This window comes from Caulobacter sp. GW456-12-1-14-TSB4 (assembly GCF_059424195.1).
In genome coordinates, this window is sequence record NZ_JBWKZF010000032.1 from 24,999 (window position 1) to 46,739 (window position 21,741).

Genomic DNA, 21,741 nt, shown 5'->3' on the forward strand with positions numbered 1-21,741 from the left:
AACATTGACAGCGAGGGTCTGGGACCAGACCTAAGACGCATGCGTCCTGTCCGTTCCCTTTGGCTCGCCGGCCCCGAACTCTGGCTCCCCGACCACGAAGCCCAGGCGGCGCGCCAGCGCGCCTTGTGCCTGGAGGCCGGCCTGGAAGCCATCGTCTCCACCCCTATGCCGCCAGGCGAGGGCGGCGACGAGATGGCGGCCCGTCAATTCTACGCGAGCCGGATGGCGCAATTGCGCCAGGCCGACGCGGCGATCGTCAACCTGTCGCCGTTCCGCGGACCCTCGGCCGACGCGGCCACGGTGTTCGAGGCCGGCGTCCTGGCGGGCCTGGGCCGGCCGATCTTCGCCTATCTGAACGTCACCAGCGAAGCCGAGGCCGAATATGTGGGGCGCGTCGACACGACCCTCGGCGCCGCGCTCGACCCCTCGGGCGTCTGGCGCGACGGCGACGGCTGTGTGGTCGAGGACCACGGCCTGCCCGAGACCGTCATGCTGTGGGGCGAGGCCCGCCGCCTGTTCGTCATCGTCACCCACGACCTGCTGCGCGACCTGACGGGCCTGGAGCTGTGCCTGGAGGCCTTGGCGCTGTACGCGGAGTAGGGGCTAGCGCCGCGCGGCGGCCAGCAGCGCGCCGTGGACGCGGTCGGCGATGCGCTTGGACTGCGGGCTGCTCGTGCGATTGTAGTCGATGGCCTGGACCACGAAGGCGGTCTTCTGGTCGACGGCGATGCAATAGACGATCAGCGATGAGCCGCCGTTGGCCGGACCCGAGGCGAAGGTGGTCAGCTGGCCCGGATAGCGGTTCTCCAGCGCCGGAACATAGCCGATGGCCGCCGACTCACGCTTGGCGACGTCCAGGCAGGTGGCGATGCTGAGCTTGGCCGAGGCGGTGCGTTCGACCCGGTACTCCAGCGCGAACCGCTCGCTGGCGGCGGACGCGGCGACGGGCGCGGCCAAGCAGGCGAGGGCGGCGGCTGCGGACAGCGCGCGGCCGGTAAGCGAAAACGACGTCATGCGATACTCCCGATGGCGGACGCGGCGTGAACGCGCGAGGGGCGGGGAGGCTGCGTCACCGTTTTATGGCGGGGCGTATGCTGGACCCCTCTCTCTTTGAGAGAGGGAGGGGCCCGCGCCGTAGGCGTGGGAGGGTGAGAGGTTAGGCGAAGCCCGTGGAGGATCTTGGCGCCGTTGTGGGCGATGTGCCGGCACGCCGTCGAACTTCGTAACCCCTCACCCCAACCCTCTCCCTATGGGAGAGGGAGCCTCTATGGGGATTGGACGGCTTCTATCCTCGGCGTTCGCAAGATCGAACCCCACGAATTCAATCGCTTGTCGATTTTACGCGCCGCTGAATGATCCGCGTTGAATCCCACCGCACAATCATAGCCATCCCCGTCGCGGGGGAGGGCGTTTGGATCCGGCCCAAGACGGCGGCGGGGCTAGGTTGAGCGGGGCCGTTGGCGGTTCCCGGAGGCTCGAAAGTCGTCCCGTCTGTACTCTTTAGGCAGACCGGCTGGCGAACGGGCAGCTTCCGGGATCAAGGCCGACAGCGGGGCGACAGGGCGGTGATCGTATAAGCCGCCTATCGTGGATCGTCGGGGTCGAGACGGATGTAGCCGATCGACTTGGTCCGCGCCCGTCCGGGGGCTAGTGGGGACCCGAGCTGAAATACGCTCACGCCTCCCATCCTCACGGGCAAGAACAGCCTGGCGGAGCGGTCAGCGAGCCGAAACACACAAACCATTACGGTCTCCGGGTTCGCCCGGCCGCTCCGTCGCCTCCCCAACACCTTCAGCGGCTGGCCGCGTGAAGCCGAGGACGCATGAGCTTCACCACCCGAGCGCCGCCTCGCCCCGCAGAATCGCTTCGGCTTCGTCCGAGTGCTGCGCGCCGCCACGGTCGTGCAGCACCAGCGGCGGCAGCAAAACGAGCGGCGCCTTGCCGGTCTTGATCGCTCGCACGATCACCCGCTTGGCCGGGGCGTCGGCGAAGGGCGCGATCGGGCGGATCTTGAACGAGCCGGCCTTGGGAGCCAGCAGGTCGAGGATGTCGGCCAGGCGGTCGGCGCGGTGGATGATGGTGATCGTTCCGCCCTCGCGCACCGCCTTCAGGCAGAAGCCGGTCCAGGCGGAGAGGCCCCCGTCGGCCATCCAGGCCCCGCTCTTGGCCGGAGCCGGGGCGCGTAAGGTCGCCGGATCGTCGAAGAACGGCGGATTGGTCATCGCCGCGTCGAACACCGGCAGGTCCAGCGCCCGGAAACCGGCCTCGACATCGCCCTCCGTGACACTCACGCGGCCCGAGAGATCGTTCAACGCCGCGTTCTCGATGGCCAGGGCGGCGGCGGCGGAATCACGCTCCACGCCCTGGAAGATCGCCTCGGCACGGCGAGTCGCGGCGGCCAGCAGGGCGCCGCCGACCCCGCAGCCGGCCTCGATCACGCGCTGGCCGGGCAGGGCGTCGCAGGCGGCCGCCAGCAGGGCCGCGTCCATGCCGGCTCTATACCCGTCGGGCCTCTGGCGCAGCCGCACGCGACCTCCCAGAACCCGATCCTCCGTCACCTGCTGATCGTCCAATGCTTTCTAGGCCTTGTGCTCGCCTTGACCGTGACCTATCCCGCCACCATTGTCCCTCGCAACGGTTCAAGCGGGGAACGCCGCAAGGAGTGTATGGTTTTGGACGCAGCCGCAGCGACCCTCACCCGTAAGCCGGGTTCGGTGGATCGTCTCGTCCGCCTCGCCGAGACCGACATGGCGGGCGTGAACCGGCTGATCACCGATCGCATGCAGAGCGACGTGCCGATCATCCCGGCTCTGGCCGAGCACCTGATCGCCGCCGGCGGCAAGCGCCTGCGTCCGCTGCTGACCGTGGCCGCCGCCCGTCTGGCCGAATCCGACAATGACCACTGCCTGAAGCTGGCCGCGTCGGTCGAGTTCATCCACACCGCCACCCTGCTGCACGACGACGTCGTCGACGGCAGCCAGCTGCGTCGCGGCAAGGTCGCCGCGCACCTGATCTGGGGCGCGGCGCAAAGCGTGCTGGTCGGCGACTTCCTGTTCGCTCGCGCCTTCGAGCTGATGGTCGAGACCAATTCGATGAAGGCGCTGGAGATCCTGGCCCGCGCCAGCCGCGTCATCGCCGAGGGCGAGGTGCTGCAGCTGATGCGCAGCCACGATCTGAACCTGTCGCAAGCGGTCTATCTGGAGATCATCCAGGCCAAGACCGCCGAGCTGTTCGCCGCGGCCTCCGAGGCCGGCGCGGTCTCGGCCGGCGTCGATGCCGCCAAGACGGGCGCCCTGAAGGCCTACGGCCTGAACCTGGGCCTGGCGTTCCAGCTGGTAGACGACGCGCTGGACTACGGCGGCACGACCGAGGCCCTGGGCAAGAACGCCGGCGACGACTTCCGCGAAGGCAAGGCGACCCTGCCGCTGCTGCTGGCCATCGCCCGCTCGGGTCCGCGCGAAGCCGAGTTCTGGGAGCGGGCCATCGGCCGCCGCGAGCAGACCGAGGCCGACTTCCGCCGGGCTCGCGAGCTGATCGTCGGCTCGGGCGCGCTGGACGCCACGCTGGACCTGGCCGCCGACTATGCCGACAAGGCCAAGGCGGCGCTGGCGATCTTCCCGGCCAACGACTGGCGCGAGGCGCTGGAAGACCTGGCCGACTTCGCCGTCAGCCGCAGGGCCTAGATGTTCAAGCGGAAGTCACCCTCCTACGGCGGACTTCCCCCGACGCGACCCGGCGAGCCCTTGCCGCATCTCCAGACGATCATCGCCACCTCGCCGGAAAACCCCGGCGGCGACCCCAACGTGCGGCCTCACGAGGCGGGCGAGGCGGCCGGCAAGGTCATCGGCGGGGGCCTGGGCCTGGTGGCCGGGGCGGTGCTGATCATCCTGATGATGGGCCCGGTGCTGTGGGCGCCGCTGTGGGCGGGCCTGCGCACGGCGCGGTTCGTCGCCGGGCCGTGGCTGCCCTGGCTGGTGGGCCTGCTGGCCGGCGGTGTGACCGCCTTCATCCAGACCGTCCTGCTGGTGCAGCGCAGCCCGCTGCTGCGGTATCCGATCGTGCTGCTGCTGGCCCTGATCTGGATCGGCGGTCTCTGGCTGGAGTTCACCTCGCCGCGCCACGACTGGATCACGACCGCGCCGACCCTGCACATGCCGGGAACCTGGAGCTGGGTGCTGATCGGCGTGGGCACGGTGCTCTATGCCGGCGTCTACCTCCTGGCGCTGGCGCCCTTCGGCAAGAGCCGCTGGGCCAAGCGTTGGCAACTGATCAAGGCGTGAAGCCTTCCCGATCCGATATCGGATCGGACAAGAAGGCTGGCCGAGAATGGTCCCGAGGTGAATTCGCCGTAACGCCCTTCACAGAAGGGGCGGACAGGGCCACGTCTAGGGCCTGGGCGGCTTTCGCCTTCTTGGGGACCTTTGGACGTGATCCGTTTCATCCTGAATGTGCTGTGGTTGATCTTCGGCGGCCTGCCGCTGGCCTTCGGCTGGTTCGTGGCGGGTCTCATCCTGGCCATCACCGTCGTGGGTCTGCCCTATACGATGGCGGCCTGGCGTATCGCCGGCTTCGCGCTCTGGCCGTTCGGCAAGGAGATCATCCACCGCGAGAATGGCCCGGGAACGGGTCCGATGGGCTTCGTGCTGAACGTGATCTGGTTCGTCCTGGCCGGCTGGTGGCTGGCCTTGGGCCACCTGGCGGTCGCGGTCACCGAGGCGATCACGATCGTCGGCATTCCCTTCGCCATCAAGGACCTGCAACTGGCCCACATCGCCCTGGCCCCGATCGGCCGCGACGTGCGGCGGGTCGACTAGAACCCGGTGAGCAGGCGGTCGGGCGCGCGGCGGATGTCGTCTTCGCGCTCGGCCGCTGAACCGATCGAAATCACACGGACGAGCGTCGGCGAACCGGCCAGTCGATCACGTCGACCGCCCACAGTGGAGCCCAGATAAAGAACGGTTGCAGGAGCAGCAGTCGGGGCGCGTGATACCACCACGAGCTGGGCAGCGGCGGCACGGAGACGCCGCTGAACGCGTGCCAGATGTTCGCCGGCCAGACGCAGACGGCGTAGAGCGCCAGCATGATCCCGGCCAGCCGCCGGATTTGCGGGATGAGCAGTCCGATAGCTCCGGCGATCTCGCAGAGGCCCGTGAAGATCACCACCTCGCGCGGAAACGGGATCCCCGGCGGCATGATCGCCAGGAAGCCATGGGGCGCGATCACGTGCACGACGCCGAACGGTGCATAGATGGCCGCTAGCAGCAGGCGGAGAAGGCTACGGGCGTGGGGCATCGCCCCTATCAACGCCGAGGCCGAGCCATTCGAGCCCGTCGGGTAAGTCGAAATCGGCATAGTCCACCTGAAGCACGCGTCGCCGACGGGGCGGGGCGGCGCGGTCGGAGGCGTGGAGGATCGGCGTCGAATAGGCCCAGACGTCGCCGGTCTCGGCTAAGCAGACCAGTTGGGACAAGGCTTCGGCCTCTCGCGTCGCCCCCTCGGCCGGGACACGACCCAGGCGATGGGAGCCGAGAGCGACCCGTAGCGGGGCATTGCCGGCGTCGACGGGGTCGAGGTGGACGCGGATGGTCAGCATCCGGGCAAGGACCTCGAACGGCGGGGCGACGTGGAGTACGCCGTCCTTGGTCGACCAGGGGCCGAAGCCCTCGACCTCGCGGCGTGTCCGCACCGGGATCACGCGGTCCTGGTGCCAGGCGACGATCCAGTTGGCCTCCGGCGTCTTGTCGAACATCACCGCGCGCACCGGCCGGGCGGCGTCGGAGGTCAGGCGGGCCGCCAGGGCGCCGACAGGGCCTTCAGGCGACAGAACCTCGGCGAGGGCCGCATCGCCGCGCAGGCGGGCTCCTGGGCGCTTGCCGACGACCCTTTCGGCCAAGGCGCGCAGGGCTTCGATCTGGTCTTGCGAGAGCAGGGCGGGGACGAGAACCACACCATCGCGATCGAGCGTCTCGCGCATAGTCAGGCTTTCCGCATCACGTGCGTCCACGGTCCGCTCGTATCCGTCGCGAACCCCTGCGCCTCCCAGAACGGTCCGGCGGCCTCGGAGGCTCGCGCATTGACGGTCAGCAACCCCACGCTGTCGAAACCCTCGTGGATCAGGGCCGAGGCGAGGGCGGTGGCGATGCCGCGGCGGCGCATGGCAGGGCGGATGTAGAAACGGCGCAGGCGGCGGGCGGGCTCGGAAGCGGCGGGTTCGATGCCGAGCGCGCCGATTCCCGCCAACTCGCCGACCAGGAACGCGGCGAGGATCGCCTCGCCGTCGTCCTGGAAGCGTGCGCCGGCCTGCCAGCCTTCGGCCAGCAGGGCCATGTTGCGCACGCCTTCGCCGGAGGCCTCGGCGACCAGGTCGTCGAAGCCGTCCGGCAGGTCGTCAAAGATCCTGACGAGCTGGAGCAATCAAGCTCAGCCCGGCGAGACCATCTTTTCGGGACGGACGTACTGGTCGAACTCCTCGTTCGACAGATAGCCGCCGCCGACGGCTTCCTCGCGCAGGGTGGTGCCGTTCTTGTGGGCCGTCTTGGCGATCTTGGCGCAGATGTCGTAGCCGAGGCGGCCGTTCAGGGCCGTGACCAGCATCAGGCTGTTCTCGACGCCCTTACGGATGTTGTCGATGCGCGGCTCGATGCCGACCACGCAGTTGTCAGTGAAGCTGATCGCCGCGTCGGCCAGCAGGCGGACCGACTGCAGGAAGTTGTAGGCCATCACCGGGTTGAAGACGTTCAGCTCGAAGTGGCCTTGGCTGCCGGCGAAGGTCAGGGCGGCGTGGTTGCCGAACACCTGGACGCAGACCTGGGTGAGGGCCTCGCACTGGGTCGGGTTGACCTTGCCCGGCATGATCGACGAGCCCGGCTCGTTTTCCGGCAGGGACAGTTCGCCGAGACCCGCGCGTGGGCCCGAGCCCAGGAAGCGGATGTCGTTGGCGATCTTGAACAGCGAGGCGGCGACCGTGTTGATGGCGCCGTGCGAGAACACCATGGCGTCGTGGGCGGCCAGGGCCTCGAACTTGTTCGGAGCGGTGGTGAACTCCAGGCCGGTGATCGCGGCGATGGCCTCGGCCACGCCTTCGGCGAAGCCGATCGGGGCGTTCAGGCCGGTGCCGACGGCGGTGCCGCCCTGGGCCAGCTGCATCAGCTTGGGCAGGGTGCTCTCGATGCGCTCGATGCCGTTGGCGACTTGTTGCGTGTAGCCGCCGAACTCCTGGCCCAGGGTCAGGGGCGTGGCGTCCTGGGTATGGGTGCGGCCGATCTTGATGATGTCGGCCCAGGCCGCCGTCTTGGCTTCTAGGGCGGCGTGCAGATGCTTGAGGGCCGGCAACAGGTCGTGGACGATCTGTTCGGCGCAGGCCACGTGCATGGCCGTCGGATAGGTGTCGTTCGACGACTGGCTCATATTGACGTGGTCGTTGGGGTGGACGGGCTTCTTGGTGCCCATCTCGCCGCCCAGGATCTCGATCGCGCGGTTCGAGATCACCTCGTTGGCGTTCATGTTCGACTGGGTGCCCGAGCCGGTCTGCCAGACGACCAGCGGGAAGTGGTCGTTCAGCTTGCCGTCGATGACTTCGTTGGCGGCCTGGACGATGGCGTCCTTCAGGCCCGCGTCCAGCTTGCCCAGCTTGAAGTTGGTCTCGGCGGCGGCGCGCTTGACGATGCCCAGGGCGCGGACGACCGGCAGGGGCTGCTTCTCCCAGCCGATCTTGAAGTTGCCCAGGCTGCGCTGGGCTTGCGCGCCCCAGTAGCGGTCGGCGGCGACTTCGATCGGGCCAAAGGTGTCGGTCTCGATGCGCGTGGCGGTCATGCGGAGATCTCCGGAAAAACGGTCGAGCGCGGTCTAGACCTTGGGGGCGCGAAGGGCAATGTTCGCAAGCGCGAAGAACGCCGGAGGGACCCCATGCTTGTCGCCACGACCAATGATCTTGTCGGCTATCGCGTTGTCGAACAGCTGGGCATGGTGCGCGGCGTCACCGTCCGCTCACGCAGCGTGATCGGCAATATCGGCGGCTCGATCCAGTCGATCTTCGGCGGCAATCTGTCGATCTACACCAAGCTGGCCGAGACGGCCCGGCAGGAGGCCTACGACCTCTTGGTGCAGCACGCCCGCGAGGTCGGCGCCAACGCCATCCTGGCCATGCGTTACGACGCCAACGAGATCATGGAAGGCATCACCGAGGTCCTGGCCTACGGCACGGCCGTGCGCGTCGAGGCGCTGTAGGTGGCGGCTTTCGTCGCGCTGCCGCGCTCGATCAACACCGGCAAGCGCAAGGTGCTGAAGGAAGACCTGCTGGGCGTGGCGGCGGACCTGGGCTTCAAGGAGGCCAAGACCTACTTGGCCAGCGGCAACCTGCTGCTGTGGGGCGACCACGCCGGCGGCGAGGCCTTGGAAGCCGAACTCGAGGACGCGCTCGAAAAGCGCATGGGCCTGCGCACCGACTTCATGGTCCGCGCGCCGGCGCAGCTGCGGGCGCTGGTCGAGGCCAATCCCTTCAAGGCCGAGGCGCTGGACCATCCCAGCCACGTGATCGTCAATTTCCTGAAGGTCCCGCTGCCCGACGGCGACGAGGACATCCTGCGGGCGGCCAATACGGGACCGGAGCGGTTCGTGGTCGGACCGCGCGAGCTCTATCTCGATTTCCCGATCAGCATGGCCGACTCGCTGTTGGATCGGGACTGGAAGAAGACCAAACGCAATCCGGTTGGCACGACCCGCAACTGGAACACCGTGCTGAAGCTGACCGAGATGCTCGGGGCCTGAAGGGACAAGCATGACGACGACGTCGACGGGCCAGCGCATCGTGTCGCTGGACCTGCTGCGCGGCCTGGCCGTGGCCGGCATGATCCTGGTCGACAGCCCCGGCTCCTGGGCCAAGGTCTATGCGCCGCTGGAGCATGCCGCCTGGCACGGCCTGAGCGCGGCGGACCTGGTGTTCCCGACCTTTCTGTTCTGCGCGGGCATGGCCATCGGCCTGATGGTCCCACGCCTGACCGCCGAGGCGCGGGCCGGCTCGGCGTTCTGGCTGAAGGTCGCGCGGCGGACGGGGCTGCTGATCCTGCTGGGCCTGGCGATCAGCCTGCTGGGCAACGGCTTCGACCTCGCGCACCTGCGTTTTCCCGGCATCCTGCAGCGGATCGGCGTCTGCTACGCGGCGGCCGTAGCGATCTGCGTGCTGACGGCGCGGAGAGGCGAGGGCGGGCGCCTCGTCTTCAACCTGCCGGCCACGGCGGGGGCGGCCATCGTGCTGCTGGCGATCTATTGGCTGCTGGTCGCGCTCGTGCCGGTTCCTGGCTTCGGCGTCGGACATCTGGATTCCTACGGCTCGCTGCCGGCTTATGTCGATCGCCAGGTGTTCACGATCGCCCATCTGTGGGTCGGGGCGACGACGCCTGGCTTGGGCGTCACCTATGATCCCGAGGGGCTGATCTCGACCCTGCCGGCGGTGGTCAATACCCTGATGGGCGCGGTCGCGGCGCGGGTCATGATGCAGCGACGCGAGCGGGGCGGGGATGGGCTGACGCCGGTGCTCGTGCTGGGCCTCGCCCTGGTCGTCATCGGTCTGGCGTTGAGCCCGGTCATGCCGGTCAACAAGAAGATCTGGACGCCCAGCTTCGCCCTGCTGACCAGCGGGATCTCGACCCTTATCCTGGTCGGCTTCGAAGTCATCGCGCGGTCCGGACGGCGGCTGGGCTTTGACGCCGTGCTCGGCGTGCTGGGCGGCAACGCCATCCTGGCCTTCATCCTGTGTCAGTTGCTGGGCATCTTCAGCGGCCTGCGGGTCATCCCCGGTTCGAACCCGTCGCCGCAGGGCTTCGTCTACGCCCTGGCCCAGAAGGCGCTGCCCGATCCTTATCTGGCTTCCCTTGCCTGCGCGGTTCTGGTTCTTGCCTTCATCACCGCGATCCTGATCCCGCTGCACAAGCGCGGGATCCACCTGAGGCTCTAAGCGTGGCAGCCGAAAGTGTGGCGGTTTCGGCGGCCGCCACGCGACAGACAAAGGCGAAGCTTTGCTCGAAGACGACTGGACCCACCACGGCAAGGTCCGCGCCCGCGAGGCCGGGGGCGAGTTGACCATCGTGGTCGACGGCCTGACCACCCAGGGCAAGTACTACAAGCCGCTGATCTATGAGTTCTTCCGCAAGTCCTGGCGCGGCTCGCGGCCGGCCTGGGGCGAGTTCAGCGTCGAGATCGGCATGGAATATGTCGGCGAGCCGCCGTGGATGGACCTCGACAACCTGGCCAAGGCCCTGCTGGACGCCATCAAGGGCTATGCCTTCCACGACGACGCCCAGGTCGCCCGGCTGCTGGTCGAGCGCCGGCCGGGCGAACGCGAGCGGATCATCATCCAGGTGCGGAAGCTGACCTCAAACCTTATGCGGCGCACGCTCGAAGATTGAGGCGGCCACGGCGATGTACAGCACCGCCAGGAACGCGCCGTAGCGGCCGGTGCTGACCGGATCGCCGGTCGGCATCACCTCGGCGTAGCGGGCCACCACCAGCGCGCCGCCGACCAGGCCCGGCGTCGAATACAGGATCATCGGGAACAGGCGCCGATCACGCGGCGTATGCGTCAGCCGAGCCACCGCCCAGAAGGCGAAGGTCAGCGTCGCGGCCGCCGCGAAGGCGTTCAGGGCGTAGAACCAGAAGGCGCTTTCGAGGACCCCCCCGCCGAAAGCCGCATAGAACAGGGTCGCCGCCGCCCAGGCGACAAGACCTGTTCCGCCGAATGCCAGGCCGTCCAGTTTTGACACGTCGCGTCTCCCTCGCTCGTCTCCGAACGGCGATCTGCAAGCAGGGCGCCTGGAGACGAGGCTAGGGATGGATCGCGACGGGATCAGCTGCGCGGCAGCAAGTAGCCCCACATGCCCAGCAGGACGCTGAGCAGCACGAACAGCAAGGCGGTGAAGGTGAAGGCCACCTTGCGGCCGCTGCTCCAGCTATCGACGCGGCGACCGCCGCGCCAGACCATCGGCAGGGCGCCCAGGGTCAGCAGGCTGAGCGCCGCGGCGACCAGGGCGCAGGCCGAGCCGCTGAGCAGCCAGCCCGAGGGCCAGCCGAAGAACACGGCGGTCTGGTCCGAGGCCTTGAGCGAGAAGGCGCCCAGGCAGCCGGCCGAGATCAACCACAGCACCGCCTGCATGGTCTGCATCTGGGCGGCGCGGGCCTGGACCGGGGTCTGGCGGGCCTCGCGGCGGTTGCGGAACAGCACGCCCAGGATGGTGGCGATGCTGGCGAAGCCGGCGATGATCGCCGTCCAGCTCAGCAGGCCGGCCGAGCGGAAGAAGCCGATCCGCTCATAGGTCGAGAAGCCCCGGGCGGCGTAGAAGCGCGAAGGCTTGTCGCCATTGGCGTCGAAGACCAGCATCAGCGGACCGTCGACGGCCTTGAACACGCCGGGGCGGCCCGTGCCGTTGTAGAGGCTGCTGACGCCGCCCTCGATCACCGTCAGGCGGCCCTCGGCCGTGGCCCGCACGCTGGCGCGGCCGATGATGCGGCCGGTGAAGCCCTCCAGTCCGGCATAGGCGCGGCGGGTGGTCAGGTAATCGCCTTCATAGATCCTGGCCTGCTCGTAGCTGATGGCGCTGTCGGCCGGCACGGCCGGGGCGGGGGCGTAGAAATGCTCGACGATGGTGGCGGGCAGGTTGGCGGTCAGGTTGGCGCCGCTGTCGGTGTTGGCCGAGATGAAGATGCCCAGGCCCAGCTCCGGCACGATCACCATGTTCGAGTTGAAATACAGGGTCGCGCCCTGGTGGCCCAGGCCACGGCGATTGCCCGGCATCGGGCTGTCCTGGAAGCCGGCGTTCCAGCCGGCCGCTTCCGGGGCGGGACGGTACATCGGCGTGCGGAAGGCCAGGGCGGTCTTGGGCGAGAAGATGGTCTTGCCGTCGATCGTGCCGTTGGCCAGCAGCAGGGTCATGTAGCGGGCCATGTCGCCGGCCGTGCTGGAGGCCGAGGCGGCCGGAGCCACCTGGCCCATGAACTCGCGCGGTTGGGTCTTCCAGCCCATCGGCGTCCACGAGAAGCCGTCCGACAGTTCGGCGGCCAGGGCCTCGTTCATCGGGGCCGGCAGGCCGTCGCGCCACGGGCGGGCCTCGCGGAAGGTCGTGTGGCTCATGCCGGCCGGCAGGATGATCTCCTCGCTGACCAGCTGCTCGAACGGCTTGCCGGTGACGTTGGAGACAGCGGCGCCGGCCAGGGCCGCGCCGTAGTTGGAATAGCTGGGCAGCAGACCCGGCTCGCGCACCCGGCGCGGGCGCTCCTGGCGCAGGTAGTCGGCCAGGGTGCGGACGCGGTTGGGGTCGCGCTCGAACAGCTGGCCCATCGACCGGTCCTCGAAGCCGCCGGTGTGGGTCATCAGGTCGCGCAGCCGCACCTGGGTCTTCTTGCCCTGGTCCTTCAGCTGCAGCGGCTCGGGCAGGTAGAGGTTCACCGGACCGTCCAGGCGCATGTGGCCCGACTCGATCTCGTTCATCAGGGTGATCCAGGTGAACGTCTTGGAGATCGAGGCGACGCGGAACAGCGTGGTGTCCGGATCGACCTTCTTGTGCTGGCCCAGATTGGCGAAGCCGTAGCCCTTCTTCAGCACCACCTGACCGTTCTGGACGACCGACAGGGTGACGCCGGCGATGTGGTCGCGGCTCATGGCGCGGCGGACGACGCCATCGACGAAGGCTTCCAGCTCCGGCGTCGCCATCGGCGTGTGGGCGGTGGGCGCGGGCAGGGCGGGCGTGGCCGGCGCTGGCGTGGCCGCGGCGACGGCCGGCGCGGTGACGGGCTTGGGCGCGGTGGTCGCGGCGGCGACCGGACGCGGGCGCACGCGGCGCGGACGCAGGCTGTTATAGGGACGCGGCGCGGAATTCAGCGTGGGTTCGGTCGCGGCGGGCGGCGGAGACGACTCCTGCGCCCGCGCCTCCGATCCCGTGATGGACCACAGTGCGATGAAGGCCGCCGCAAGGGCGGCTGCGGGCGATACGCGCGACGTCAACGATGTCCCCTGGGTATTTGCGGAAGAACCCCCTAGAGCCTTTCATGGCCAGATGGACCCATCTGGCCATGAAAGGCTCCAGACCTAACATTTAGAGCATGATGGCCGCCGAAACCGGCAGCCACTTTCGGCTATCATGCTCTATCGTTTGTGTAGCGTGCTGAGCGCGGGGGTCAAACCCGATCACCGCTCAAGGTGCGGATGGTTTGCTCCGGTTGAAAGCGTAGAGCGGCAGCATCGGCCGCAGGGCCGGACCGATCCACACCTGCGGTTCGGAGGCGGGCTCGGCCCCGGTCTCCTTCTCGCGGCGCGCCACGCAGGCCTGGACCGCCGCGCCGAGGGCCGCGAAGTCATGGGCGCCGGGCGCGGCCGACAGGAAGCAATCGTCGAAGAACGGATACTTGTCGTCCTCGCCACAGCCGAACGAGGCGCGATCGGCCCGGGCGGCGGTGATGATCAGCCGGTTCTTGTCCTGCAGCGGCGGGATGAACACGCCCGAAAAGCAGGCGGAGATCACCACCACGCTAGGCCGGTTGGGGCAGGCTTCGTTCACCAGGGCCGCCAGCAGCGGCGGGCGCAGGACCCGCGGCCCCAGAATCACGCCCTCCGGGCCGCCATGGGTGCTGATGTAGAACAGGCATCCGGCCTTGGCCGTCTCGGCCTTGGTCTTGAGCGCCTCGTAGATGGCGCTGCCCTCGGCCCTGCCGGGCGCATCGGCGGGATACCGTTCGGGCCGCACCGAGAACTGCTGGATCGCGCTCTTGTCGAAGCCCAGCTCGACCAGCGCCTTGGAGACGTCGCGGCGGGCGTTGTCGAAGGCCTCGGTGGGGCCGCCGGAATGGGCGTGGAAGTCGCCGGCCACCACGACCGCGCTCCAGTTGGCGAACGGCCCTGCGGCGTATGCGGATGAAAACGGTGCGAGCAGGAAAGCCAGAAGCCCGATGACCGCCGCCGCCCCCCGCATGGCCCCGTCCCTTATTTCTTCTTGAAGTTGGCGAAAGGCGTCGGGATCGCCGTGCCCGTGGACTTGGCCAGCAGACGCCCCTCGGCGTCGTAGAGCTCGCCTTCCATGAAGCAGACCGTGCGGCCCCATTTCACCACGCGGCCGACGCCGCGCAGCGAGCCGGGCATGGCGGGGCGCAGGAAGCTGGTCTTCATCTCCAACGTGGGCACGACGTGGGTCATGCCCGAAGTGATCATGCCGGCCACGGACATGCACTCGTCCAGCATGGCGCAGACGAAACCGCCCTGGATCTGCCCCATCGGATTGCACAGCAGCTCGGCCTTCGCCGTGAAACCGACCTCGACCTCACGATCGGCCTGGCGCACGGCGAGGAGTTCGAAGCCCAGGGTCTGGGATCCGGTCGGCTGGCTCTTGGATGCGCGGAAGCGCGCGAGGATCGCCTCGTCCGTCAGGGTTTGCGGAGCGTCCGAGGCGATGTCGCTCATTTCCGAAAGGCGCTCACTTCTTCCGGAACTGGTCCAGGGAGACGATCTTGGGACCGTCGTCGCCGGTCGGCGCGGGCGTCTTGTCCTCGGCCTCGGGCTCCGGCTCGGGCTCGTCCTCGATGACCTCGGGGGTCGAGAACTGCAGGGCGAACTGCACCGACGGATCGTAGAAGCGCGTCAGGGCGGCATAGGGCACCGACAGGCGCTTGGGCTGGCCGCCGAACTTCAGGGTCACCGAGAAGAAGGTCTCGCCCGGGGCGAGGTCCCAGTACTGGTGCTGCAGGACGATGGTCATCTCGTCCGGATACTTGCCCAGCAGGTCCTGCGGGCCCGAGACGCCCGGCGCCTTGGTCTTGAAGGTGATGTACAGGTGGTGCGGCTCGGGCAGGCCGCCCGGAGCGGCCGCCTTCTTCAAGGCCGCCTTGACCACGCCGCGCAGGGCGTCCTGGGCCATGGCCTCGTATTGCATGAGGTCTTCGGGCGGTTCGGTCTGGGACATGCCGGGAAGGGTACTTCGAACTGGATAAAGAGACTCCGAGCCTAACGCGTCAGGGGCCTCGCGCAAAGCGGGTGGCGACGGAATCCGTCTGCGCGCAAACGATGTCGTTCTCGTTCACGTGAGGAAAGGTAGAGGGATTGTGCCGGCAAGCTCCCGCATCTCTTCTCAAGAAGGAGGAGGGAACCTCGGCAATGTCATGGAAAGTGGAGGGATTCTGTTGGCAGGCTCCCCCAATCTCTTCTCAAGAAAGAGGAGGGAGCCTCGGCAATGTCGTGGAAAGTGGAGGGATTCTGTTGGCAGGCTCCCTCCGGGCCCCGCCTAGGGATCTGAACCCCTAGGACTTAAGAGGCGAATTCACCTGCACCGCATTACGCGGCGACGGCGAACTCTTCAGCGAAGTTATCGTTCGCATTTAGAAAAATGACCCGAAACGGTGGATCAAGCCGAGAGAAAGCATACACCTTTACACGTCTGTCGATGCTGATCGGCCCCATGCAGTCCCAGATAACTTGGGAGAGATTGGTGGAGCCGCCGGGAATCGCACCCGGGTCCAGTCCGCTTATTACGTGCGCGTTTATCCCCATAGTCCGACCGAGGTCGGACAGTTCCAATATAGGGGGTTCGGTCCGCCAAGGGAAGGGCGGGGGCTAAGCCGTCCCCAGGCTTAGGCGGCCGTCTACCAGCGTGCCGCTGATGACCGCGCCGCGATCCTCGAACAGTTTCAGCCTTTCGCCGACCAGGACATAGACGCCCGTGAAGACGTCGGCGAAGTCGGCGCGGGTCTCGATGAAGCGGCCGTCGGCGCGCAGTTCCAGCGAGATATGGCCGTCGGGGGAGGTCCAGACGCCGGCGACCGGGATGTGGGGAACGATGGCGGACATCATGGTCATGGGGCGATCCTCCAGGCGGTGGTTGCGGGTGCGGGCGAAGTGGTGGGGAGCATGGCGGTCGCGGCGGTCAGCGCGGCCGTCCCGCCCAGCAGGGCGGCGACGAACCAACGCGGAGCCGTCACGCCGCGTTGGGGCGTGTAGCGTCTCATCGCTGAGCTCAAATTGTGGGGTTGGCCGCATCGGGGAGCGGAACGAGGTCACTATGGGGCATGGACCCGTCCAGCGCGTAGACCGATGCTCCGACATGATTGCACGAAAATCCAGAACCGAACGCCGTGCCATGACGGAGGATCGTGCAAGGCCTATAAATAGCCTCACTGCGAAAAGGGAAAAAGCATGAGCACGCGCGAGGCGCTGGCCGCCCTGATTGAACGATTCGCACCGGACGAAGGTCCGGTCGAGACCTGCTGCCCCAGGGTCAATCTGTACCGGGTCCATGCGCCCACTGAGCCCATGCACGCGGTGCACGACCCGTCGTTCTGTGTGCTGGCCCAAGGTCGCAAGCGGGTGCTGGTCGGCGACGCCATCCACGAATACGACGACCTCAACTTCTTCCTGTCGTCGATCGACGTGCCGGTGGCCGGCCAGGTGATCGAGGCCTCGCCGGAGAAGCCGTACCTGTCCTTCCGCATCGTGCTGGACGCCAACCTGATCAGCGAGATGATCATGGAGTGCGGCCTGGCCGCGCGCCTCGACGCCGCCGCGCCCTTGGTCGGCGGCATGTCGGCCGGGGCGATGACGCCGCAGCTGTTCGACGCCGCCTGCCGGATGGTCAGCCTGATGGACTGTCCCGAGGACGCGCCGATCCTGGCGCCGCTGATCGAGCGCGAGCTGCTCTATCGCCTGCTGACGGGACCGCAGGGCGGCCGTCTGGCCCAGATCGCCCGCCGCGACGGCCGCCTGCGGCAGGTCAATCGCGCCATCGGCTGGATCAAGCGCAATTTCGACCAGCCGTTCAGCATCGACGCCGTGGCCGACGAGGCGCGGATGAGCGCTTCCGCCCTGCACCAGCACTTCAAGGCCGTGACCTCGCTGTCGCCGCTGCAGTACCAGAAGCAGATCCGCCTGCAGGAGGCCCGCCGCCTGATCCTGGTCCAGCGCCTGGACGCGGCCACGGCGGGTCACTCGGTCGGCTATGACAGCCCCTCGCAGTTCAGTCGCGAGTACGCCCGCCTGTTCGGCGCGCCGCCGCTGCGGGACGTGGCGCGTCTGCGCGAGCAGCCGGAAGCGGTCGCGGGCGCCTAGACCCAATACGGGTATTCCAAGACTCGGATAAATCCCGCATGGTTGAGCTTACGCAGGGTCCAAATCCTGCGGAAGCAAAGTCGGGGAGATCTTGGGAATGTCAAAAATTGTTGCCGAATTCATAGGGACGTTCGCGCTGGTTCTATTTGGCTGCGGTGCGGCAGTTCTGGGCGCTGATCATGTCGGGCAGTTGGGCATCGCCCTGGCCTTTGGTTTCGCCATCATCGCCCTGGCCTACGGGATCGGTCCGGTCTCGGGCTGCCACGTCAATCCGGCCGTCAGCCTGGCGGCGTTCGTCGCCGGGCGGATGAGCGCCAAGGAGATGGGGCTCTACTGGATCGCCCAGTTCGCCGGCGCCCTGGCCGGCGCGGCCGTCCTGGCCTGTATCGCCGGCGGCACGACCCATGGCCTGGGACAGAACGGTTGGGGCCCTGGCTATCTGGGCGCCTACCCGCTGCACGCGGCCTTCGTGTTCGAGGTGGTGATGACGGCGTTGTTCGTCATCGTCATCCTGGGCGCGACCGGCGCCGACGCCGCGCCGGGCTTTGCGGGCCTGGGCATCGGGATCGCCCTGGCGGTGATCCACATCGTCGGCATCCAGGTGACCGGCGTTTCGGTCAATCCAGCTCGCAGCTTCGGTCCCGCTGTCCTGGTCGGCGGCAAGGCGCTGGCCCAGCTGTGGCTGTTCTTCGCGGCTCCGGCGATCGGCGCCATCCTCGGCGCGCTGCTCTACCGCTTCAAGATCCTGAAGGTCGGCTGATGTCCTTGAGCGCCACCGGCTGATCGGCCGGTGGCGCGGACAGGCCGTCAGTGCGGGAGGTCGGACCAGTTGAGCTCCACCGAGGCCTTCGACTGGCCGACCAGGATCAGCGTCGAGTTCCGGTTGCCGACATAGACGTCGAAGATGTAGCGGGCGCCGGGTTTCTCGACGTTCTTCAGGACCTTGCCGGTGGCGTCATAGGTGACCACGGCGAACGAGACCCGGTTGTCGATGTAGCTGTAGATCCAGGTCTTTCCGGCCCCGTAGCTGATGACCGGGCAGCTTTTGCTGATGGGCGCGCCGTCGGTCGGCGCGTTGAGGCAGGTGACTTTCAGGCCCGCCGGAGGCTGCGGCGCCTCCGCGACCGGCACGAAATTGACCTGGGGCGCTTGCGAGGCCTGGGCCTGGGCGGCGCTGGCCGAGCCCAGAGCGGCGGCGACGCCGGCGACGGCCAGCATTGATTTCAGGGCGACGGTCTTGGCCATGGCGTTTCCTCCCGAGGTTATGGCCAAGGTTGATAACGTCGTTATCTTGAAAATGCAATTTTCAGGCGTGTTTTGAATTCTAGCGCGCTATGGGCGCGTCTCAGGCTCTTCCTCCGCCGGGGGAACGGGGACCGTCGGTGGCTGCGGACGGTTACGCTCTCCTGGTATCAGCCGCCCGCCCGAGGCGACGAGGTCGGCATAGGCTCGGGCCTGCGGAGAGAAATCCGCGCCGCGCGGCAGCACCGCGTCGAAGCGCGGATCGCGGCTCGCCGCCGCGCCGACCGCCGCCGACAGCAGCGACGCGATCGAGCCGACCTCGGCGTCGTCGCACGCCCGGCGCAGGTGGCGGGCCTGGCCAGGAACGATCAGGGTCACGTCCCACGACACGCCGTCCACGCACAGGGCCGAGACCGCGCCGCCGCCATAATCGACGATGACCGAGCGCGGCTGGCTCCAGGCGGGATCGTCGGCCAGGGTCCTCAGCGGCGCGATCTGTGATGCGCCCAGCTCGGCGTCGATATCGACCCGGCGGCCGATCTCCGGCGTGCAGCAGCCCAGACCGGCGCGGGCCTGGACGAAGGCGCGGCCGTCGCGGCGCAGGGTGACGCGGACCACGGCCTGGCGCACGCCGCGTGAAGGCCGGGCCCAGACCTCCAGGATCAGCTCGCCCTTGCGGACGATCTGGCTCTGCAGCGGCTGCAGGCCCCAGAGGCGGTAGAGCAGGGGCTCGACGCCGTTGTCGATGGGGACGGGCTGCTCGCTCTTGCCGAGGCGGCGGTTGGCGAGCGGTTCCTGCTCGGCGGCGGGCCGGGGAACGGCCGGCGACCACCAGGTCGCCGGATCGGGCGCTGGAAGGGCCTGCTGGACGGCGGCGAGAGCAAGTCCCGCGATCAGTCCGGTCAGGCCGCTCATCGCCTACATCCCTTCGACGCCCCGTTCGATGGAAAGGACGCCCGTGCGGGAAAGTTCCACCAGGCCCAGGGGGCGCATCAGGTCCAGGAACTTGTCGATCTTGGACGGCGCGCCCGAGATCTCGAACACGAAGCTTTCCAGCGTGGTGTCGACCGGCTTGGCGCGGAAGATCTCGGCGATGCGCAGGGCCTCGACGCGATCGGGGCCCGAGCCGCGCACCTTGACCAGGGCCAGCTCACGCTCGACGCCGTTCGGATCGCGGGTCACGTCGTGAACGCGGCGGACGTTGACGACCTTGTTCAGCTGGGCCTCGATCTGCTCCAGCACCTGACGCGTGCCGCGGGTCACCACGGTGATGCGGCTGGTGTGGGCCTTACGATCGGTCTCGGCGACCGTGAGGCTCTCGATGTTGTAGCCCCGCGCGGCGAACAGGCCGACCACGCGATGCAGCACGCCCGGCTCGTTGTCGACGAGCAGCGCGAAGGTGGCGGTCTGCTCGACCTGGCCCGTGGGGCTAAGGTCGTAGGCCGAGGCGGGGGCGGGTTGGACGTTGGCGGTCATGGATCGCTTCTATGCCAAAAGGATAGGGAAGGGCGAGGGCGCGGCGCGCTTACACCAGGCCCGCGCCATCCTCGCCGATCACGTTCCCGATGTCCTCGACCTCGCCCATGATCATCTCGTTGTGGGCCTTGCCCGAGGGGATCATCGGCAGGCAGTTCTCGTGCTTCTCGACCCGGCAGTCGAAGATCACCGGCTTGTCGCTGTTGATCATCTCCAGAATCTTGCCGTCCAGCTCGGCAGGGTCCGAGCAGCGGATGCCGTGGGCGCCATAGGCCTCGGCCAGCTTCACGAAGTCGGGCAGGCTGTCCGAATAGGAGTGGCTGTAGCGTTCGCCGTGCAGCAGCTGCTGCCACTGGCGGACCATGCCCATCCATTCGTTGTTCAGGATGAAGATCTTGACCGGCAGGTCGAACTGGATCGCCGTCGACAGCTCCTGGATGCACATCTGGATCGAGGCTTCGCCGGCGATGTCGACGACCAGCGAACCGGGATGGGCCAGCTGCACGCCCAAGGCGGCGGGCAGGCCGTAGCCCATGGTGCCCAGGCCGCCGGAGGTCATCCAGCGGTTCGGCTCCTCGAAGCGGAAGAACTGCGCGGCCCACATCTGGTGCTGGCCGACTTCCGTGGTGATGTAGACGTCCTTGTCCTTGGTCAGCTCGTACAGGCGCTCGATGGCGTACTGCGGCTTGATGACCGTTTCGGAGCGTCGGTAGTTCAGGCACTGGCGAGCGCGCCACTGGTCGATCTGGGCCCACCAGTCGGTCAGGGCGGCCTTGTTGGGCTGCAGGTTCGCGGCCTTCCAGGCGGCGATCAGGTCTTCCAGAACCGAGCCGGCGTCGCCGACGATAGGCAGGTCGACGCGGACGTTCTTGTTGATCGACGAGGCGTCGATATCGATGTGGATCTTCTTGCTGCCCGGCGAGAAGGCGTCGAGGCGGCCGGTGACGCGGTCGTCGAAGCGGGCCCCGACGCAGATCATCACGTCACAGTCGTGCATGGCGTTGTTGGCCTCGAACGTGCCGTGCATGCCCAGCATGCCCAGCCACGCCGGATCCGCAGCCGGGAAGGCGCCCAAGCCCATCAGGGTCGAGGTCACCGGCGCGCCGGTCAGGGCCTGGAACTCCCGCAGCGCTTCGCTGGCCTTGGGGCCGGCGTTGATGACGCCGCCGCCGGTGTAGAAGATCGGACGGCGGGCGCCGGCGATCAGTTTCGCGGCTTCGGCGATGCGGCCCGCGTCGCCCTTGGTGCGCGGCGCATAGGCGTGGGTCGAGGCGACTTCCGTGGGGCCGTAGTATTCGCCCTTGGCGAACTGGACGTCCTTGGGGATGTCGATCAGCACCGGGCCCGGACGGCCGGTGGTGGCGATCTTGAACGCCTCGTGGATGATCTGCGGCAGGTCGCGGACGTCTTTGACCAGGTAGTTGTGCTTGGTGCACGAGCGGGTCATGCCGACCGTGTCGGCTTCCTGGAAGGCGTCGGTGCCGATCAGGTGGGTGGGGACCTGGCCGGTGATGACGACCATCGGGATCGAGTCCATCAGGGCGTCCATGATGCCGGTGATGGCGTTGGTCGCGCCTGGACCCGAGGTGACCAGGACCACGCCCGGCTTGCCCGAGCTGCGGGCGTAGCCCTCGGCGGCGTGGGTCGCGCCTTGCTCGTGGCGGACCAGGATGTGCTGCAGGCGCGGCTCATGGAACAGCGCGTCATAGATCGGCAGGACCGCGCCGCCCGGATAGCCGAACAGCACCTCGACGCCTTGGTCCACGAGGCCGCGAACCACGATCTCGGCGCCGGTCATGGCGCGATCGGCGGTGTCTGCGGGAGCCTTGCTCTCGATGGTCTGGTGGGCGGTCATGGGACGGGTCCGGTGAAGGAAGGGGCGGGAAGCTGGACTGGTGGGAAGCGGAAAAGAAAAAAGGTCCCGAAGGACCTTTGCGCGCGCGACCGAG

26 protein-coding genes and 1 other RNA gene are annotated in these 21,741 nt (G+C 68.0%); 10 read left to right on the top strand and 17 right to left on the bottom strand.

The genetic code is table 11. From position 1 onward, the window contains the following. Positions 1-39: 39 nt before the first annotated feature. Entirely contained in the window at positions 40-600 is a 561-nt protein-coding gene (locus tag AC07YH_RS22430; RefSeq protein WP_494749140.1) for a nucleoside 2-deoxyribosyltransferase, read from the top strand. 3 nt (positions 601-603) lie between these two features. Here AC07YH_RS22430 and AC07YH_RS22435 read toward each other — a convergent pair whose 3' ends face one another. Next, entirely contained in the window at positions 604-1,014 is a 411-nt protein-coding gene (locus AC07YH_RS22435; RefSeq protein WP_494749141.1) for a DUF6180 family protein, read from the bottom strand. Positions 1,015-1,829: 815 nt separating this feature from the next. Then, positions 1,830-2,573, bottom strand: coding sequence for a methyltransferase (locus AC07YH_RS22440; protein ID WP_494749142.1), 744 nt, complete (start codon positions 2,571-2,573; stop codon positions 1,830-1,832). Between the two features lie 99 nt (positions 2,574-2,672). Between AC07YH_RS22440 and AC07YH_RS22445 the strand changes: the two genes are divergently transcribed. The 3 genes from AC07YH_RS22445 (at position 2,673) to AC07YH_RS22455 (ending at position 4,814) form a co-directional block, all read left to right on the top strand. Beyond that, positions 2,673-3,683 (top strand): polyprenyl synthetase family protein, encoded by a 1,011-nt coding sequence (locus AC07YH_RS22445; RefSeq protein ID WP_494749176.1) that lies wholly within the window; start codon positions 2,673-2,675, stop codon positions 3,681-3,683. Between the two features lie 60 nt (positions 3,684-3,743). Then, positions 3,744-4,280, top strand: coding sequence for a hypothetical protein (locus AC07YH_RS22450; RefSeq protein ID WP_494749143.1), 537 nt, complete (start codon positions 3,744-3,746; stop codon positions 4,278-4,280). Between the two features lie 147 nt (positions 4,281-4,427). After that, positions 4,428-4,814, top strand: a complete 387-nt coding sequence (locus tag AC07YH_RS22455; RefSeq protein WP_494749144.1) for a YccF domain-containing protein — start codon at positions 4,428-4,430, stop codon at positions 4,812-4,814. A 70-nt stretch (positions 4,815-4,884) separates the two neighbouring features. On the opposite strand, the gene AC07YH_RS22460 is transcribed toward AC07YH_RS22455, so the two are convergent. From AC07YH_RS22460 to fumC, 4 genes are read right to left on the bottom strand one after another with little or no spacing between them, the layout of a single operon-like run. After that, positions 4,885-5,292 (bottom strand): DoxX family protein, encoded by a 408-nt coding sequence (locus AC07YH_RS22460; protein ID WP_494749145.1) that lies wholly within the window; start codon positions 5,290-5,292, stop codon positions 4,885-4,887. Next, positions 5,276-5,974, bottom strand: coding sequence for a phytanoyl-CoA dioxygenase family protein (locus tag AC07YH_RS22465; protein ID WP_494749146.1), 699 nt, complete (start codon positions 5,972-5,974; stop codon positions 5,276-5,278). The genes AC07YH_RS22460 and AC07YH_RS22465 overlap by 17 nt, the downstream gene beginning before the upstream one ends. A gap of 2 nt (positions 5,975-5,976) precedes the next feature. Then, a complete protein-coding gene (locus AC07YH_RS22470; RefSeq protein ID WP_494749147.1) occupies positions 5,977-6,414 on the bottom strand; it encodes a GNAT family N-acetyltransferase in 438 nt (145 codons plus the stop codon). Positions 6,415-6,420: 6 nt separating this feature from the next. Continuing rightward, complete coding sequence (gene fumC, locus AC07YH_RS22475) at positions 6,421-7,812, bottom strand: class II fumarate hydratase (RefSeq protein WP_494749148.1); 1,392 nt, start codon at positions 7,810-7,812, stop codon at positions 6,421-6,423. Positions 7,813-7,905: 93 nt separating this feature from the next. Between fumC and AC07YH_RS22480 the strand changes: the two genes are divergently transcribed. The 4 genes from AC07YH_RS22480 (at position 7,906) to AC07YH_RS22495 (ending at position 10,403) form a co-directional block, all read left to right on the top strand. Further along, a complete protein-coding gene (locus AC07YH_RS22480; protein ID WP_494749149.1) occupies positions 7,906-8,226 on the top strand; it encodes a YbjQ family protein in 321 nt (106 codons plus the stop codon). Then, on the top strand, positions 8,227-8,766 hold the full coding sequence (locus AC07YH_RS22485) for a DUF1697 domain-containing protein (protein ID WP_494749150.1): 540 nt from the start codon (positions 8,227-8,229) through the stop codon (positions 8,764-8,766). Between the two features lie 10 nt (positions 8,767-8,776). After that, a complete protein-coding gene (locus AC07YH_RS22490; protein ID WP_494749151.1) occupies positions 8,777-9,952 on the top strand; it encodes an acyltransferase family protein in 1,176 nt (391 codons plus the stop codon). A 61-nt stretch (positions 9,953-10,013) separates the two neighbouring features. After that, positions 10,014-10,403, top strand: coding sequence for a RusA family crossover junction endodeoxyribonuclease (locus AC07YH_RS22495; protein WP_494749152.1), 390 nt, complete (start codon positions 10,014-10,016; stop codon positions 10,401-10,403). Here the strand turns inward: AC07YH_RS22495 and AC07YH_RS22500 are convergent. The 7 genes from AC07YH_RS22500 to AC07YH_RS22530 form a co-directional block, all read right to left on the bottom strand. Then, complete coding sequence (locus AC07YH_RS22500) at positions 10,371-10,757, bottom strand: hypothetical protein (RefSeq protein WP_494749153.1); 387 nt, start codon at positions 10,755-10,757, stop codon at positions 10,371-10,373. The two genes, AC07YH_RS22495 and AC07YH_RS22500, sit on opposite strands and share 33 nt — an antisense overlap. A gap of 83 nt (positions 10,758-10,840) precedes the next feature. Then, on the bottom strand, positions 10,841-12,991 hold the full coding sequence (locus AC07YH_RS22505; protein WP_494749154.1) for a serine hydrolase domain-containing protein: 2,151 nt from the start codon (positions 12,989-12,991) through the stop codon (positions 10,841-10,843). 190 nt (positions 12,992-13,181) lie between these two features. Then, the gene (locus tag AC07YH_RS22510) at positions 13,182-13,955 is read right to left on the bottom strand and encodes a C13 family peptidase (RefSeq protein WP_494749155.1); all 774 of its coding nucleotides are present in this window, start codon (positions 13,953-13,955) and stop codon (positions 13,182-13,184) included. A gap of 11 nt (positions 13,956-13,966) precedes the next feature. Then, positions 13,967-14,440, bottom strand: coding sequence for a PaaI family thioesterase (locus AC07YH_RS22515; RefSeq protein WP_494749156.1), 474 nt, complete (start codon positions 14,438-14,440; stop codon positions 13,967-13,969). 13 nt (positions 14,441-14,453) lie between these two features. Beyond that, positions 14,454-14,939, bottom strand: a complete 486-nt coding sequence (locus tag AC07YH_RS22520) for an SspB family protein (protein WP_494621847.1) — start codon at positions 14,937-14,939, stop codon at positions 14,454-14,456. 278 nt (positions 14,940-15,217) lie between these two features. Next, positions 15,218-15,581: a transfer-messenger RNA gene (ssrA, locus tag AC07YH_RS22525) on the bottom strand. 5 nt (positions 15,582-15,586) lie between these two features. Next, entirely contained in the window at positions 15,587-15,829 is a 243-nt protein-coding gene (locus tag AC07YH_RS22530) for an Atu4866 domain-containing protein (protein ID WP_494621849.1), read from the bottom strand. A gap of 336 nt (positions 15,830-16,165) precedes the next feature. Between AC07YH_RS22530 and AC07YH_RS22535 the strand changes: the two genes are divergently transcribed. Both AC07YH_RS22535 and AC07YH_RS22540 read left to right on the top strand, forming a co-directional pair. Next, entirely contained in the window at positions 16,166-17,074 is a 909-nt protein-coding gene (locus AC07YH_RS22535; protein WP_494749157.1) for an AraC family transcriptional regulator, read from the top strand. 97 nt (positions 17,075-17,171) lie between these two features. Continuing rightward, entirely contained in the window at positions 17,172-17,834 is a 663-nt protein-coding gene (locus AC07YH_RS22540) for an aquaporin (RefSeq protein ID WP_494749158.1), read from the top strand. A 47-nt stretch (positions 17,835-17,881) separates the two neighbouring features. Here AC07YH_RS22540 and AC07YH_RS22545 read toward each other — a convergent pair whose 3' ends face one another. The 4 genes from AC07YH_RS22545 to AC07YH_RS22560 form a co-directional block, all read right to left on the bottom strand. Continuing rightward, positions 17,882-18,319, bottom strand: coding sequence for a hypothetical protein (locus AC07YH_RS22545; RefSeq protein ID WP_494749159.1), 438 nt, complete (start codon positions 18,317-18,319; stop codon positions 17,882-17,884). Between the two features lie 87 nt (positions 18,320-18,406). After that, the gene (locus AC07YH_RS22550) at positions 18,407-19,231 is read right to left on the bottom strand and encodes a hypothetical protein (protein ID WP_494749160.1); all 825 of its coding nucleotides are present in this window, start codon (positions 19,229-19,231) and stop codon (positions 18,407-18,409) included. Between the two features lie 3 nt (positions 19,232-19,234). After that, complete coding sequence (ilvN, locus tag AC07YH_RS22555; RefSeq protein WP_454759230.1) at positions 19,235-19,792, bottom strand: acetolactate synthase small subunit; 558 nt, start codon at positions 19,790-19,792, stop codon at positions 19,235-19,237. Positions 19,793-19,841: 49 nt separating this feature from the next. Then, positions 19,842-21,647, bottom strand: coding sequence for an acetolactate synthase 3 large subunit (locus tag AC07YH_RS22560; protein ID WP_494749161.1), 1,806 nt, complete (start codon positions 21,645-21,647; stop codon positions 19,842-19,844). Positions 21,648-21,741 lie beyond the last annotated feature (94 nt).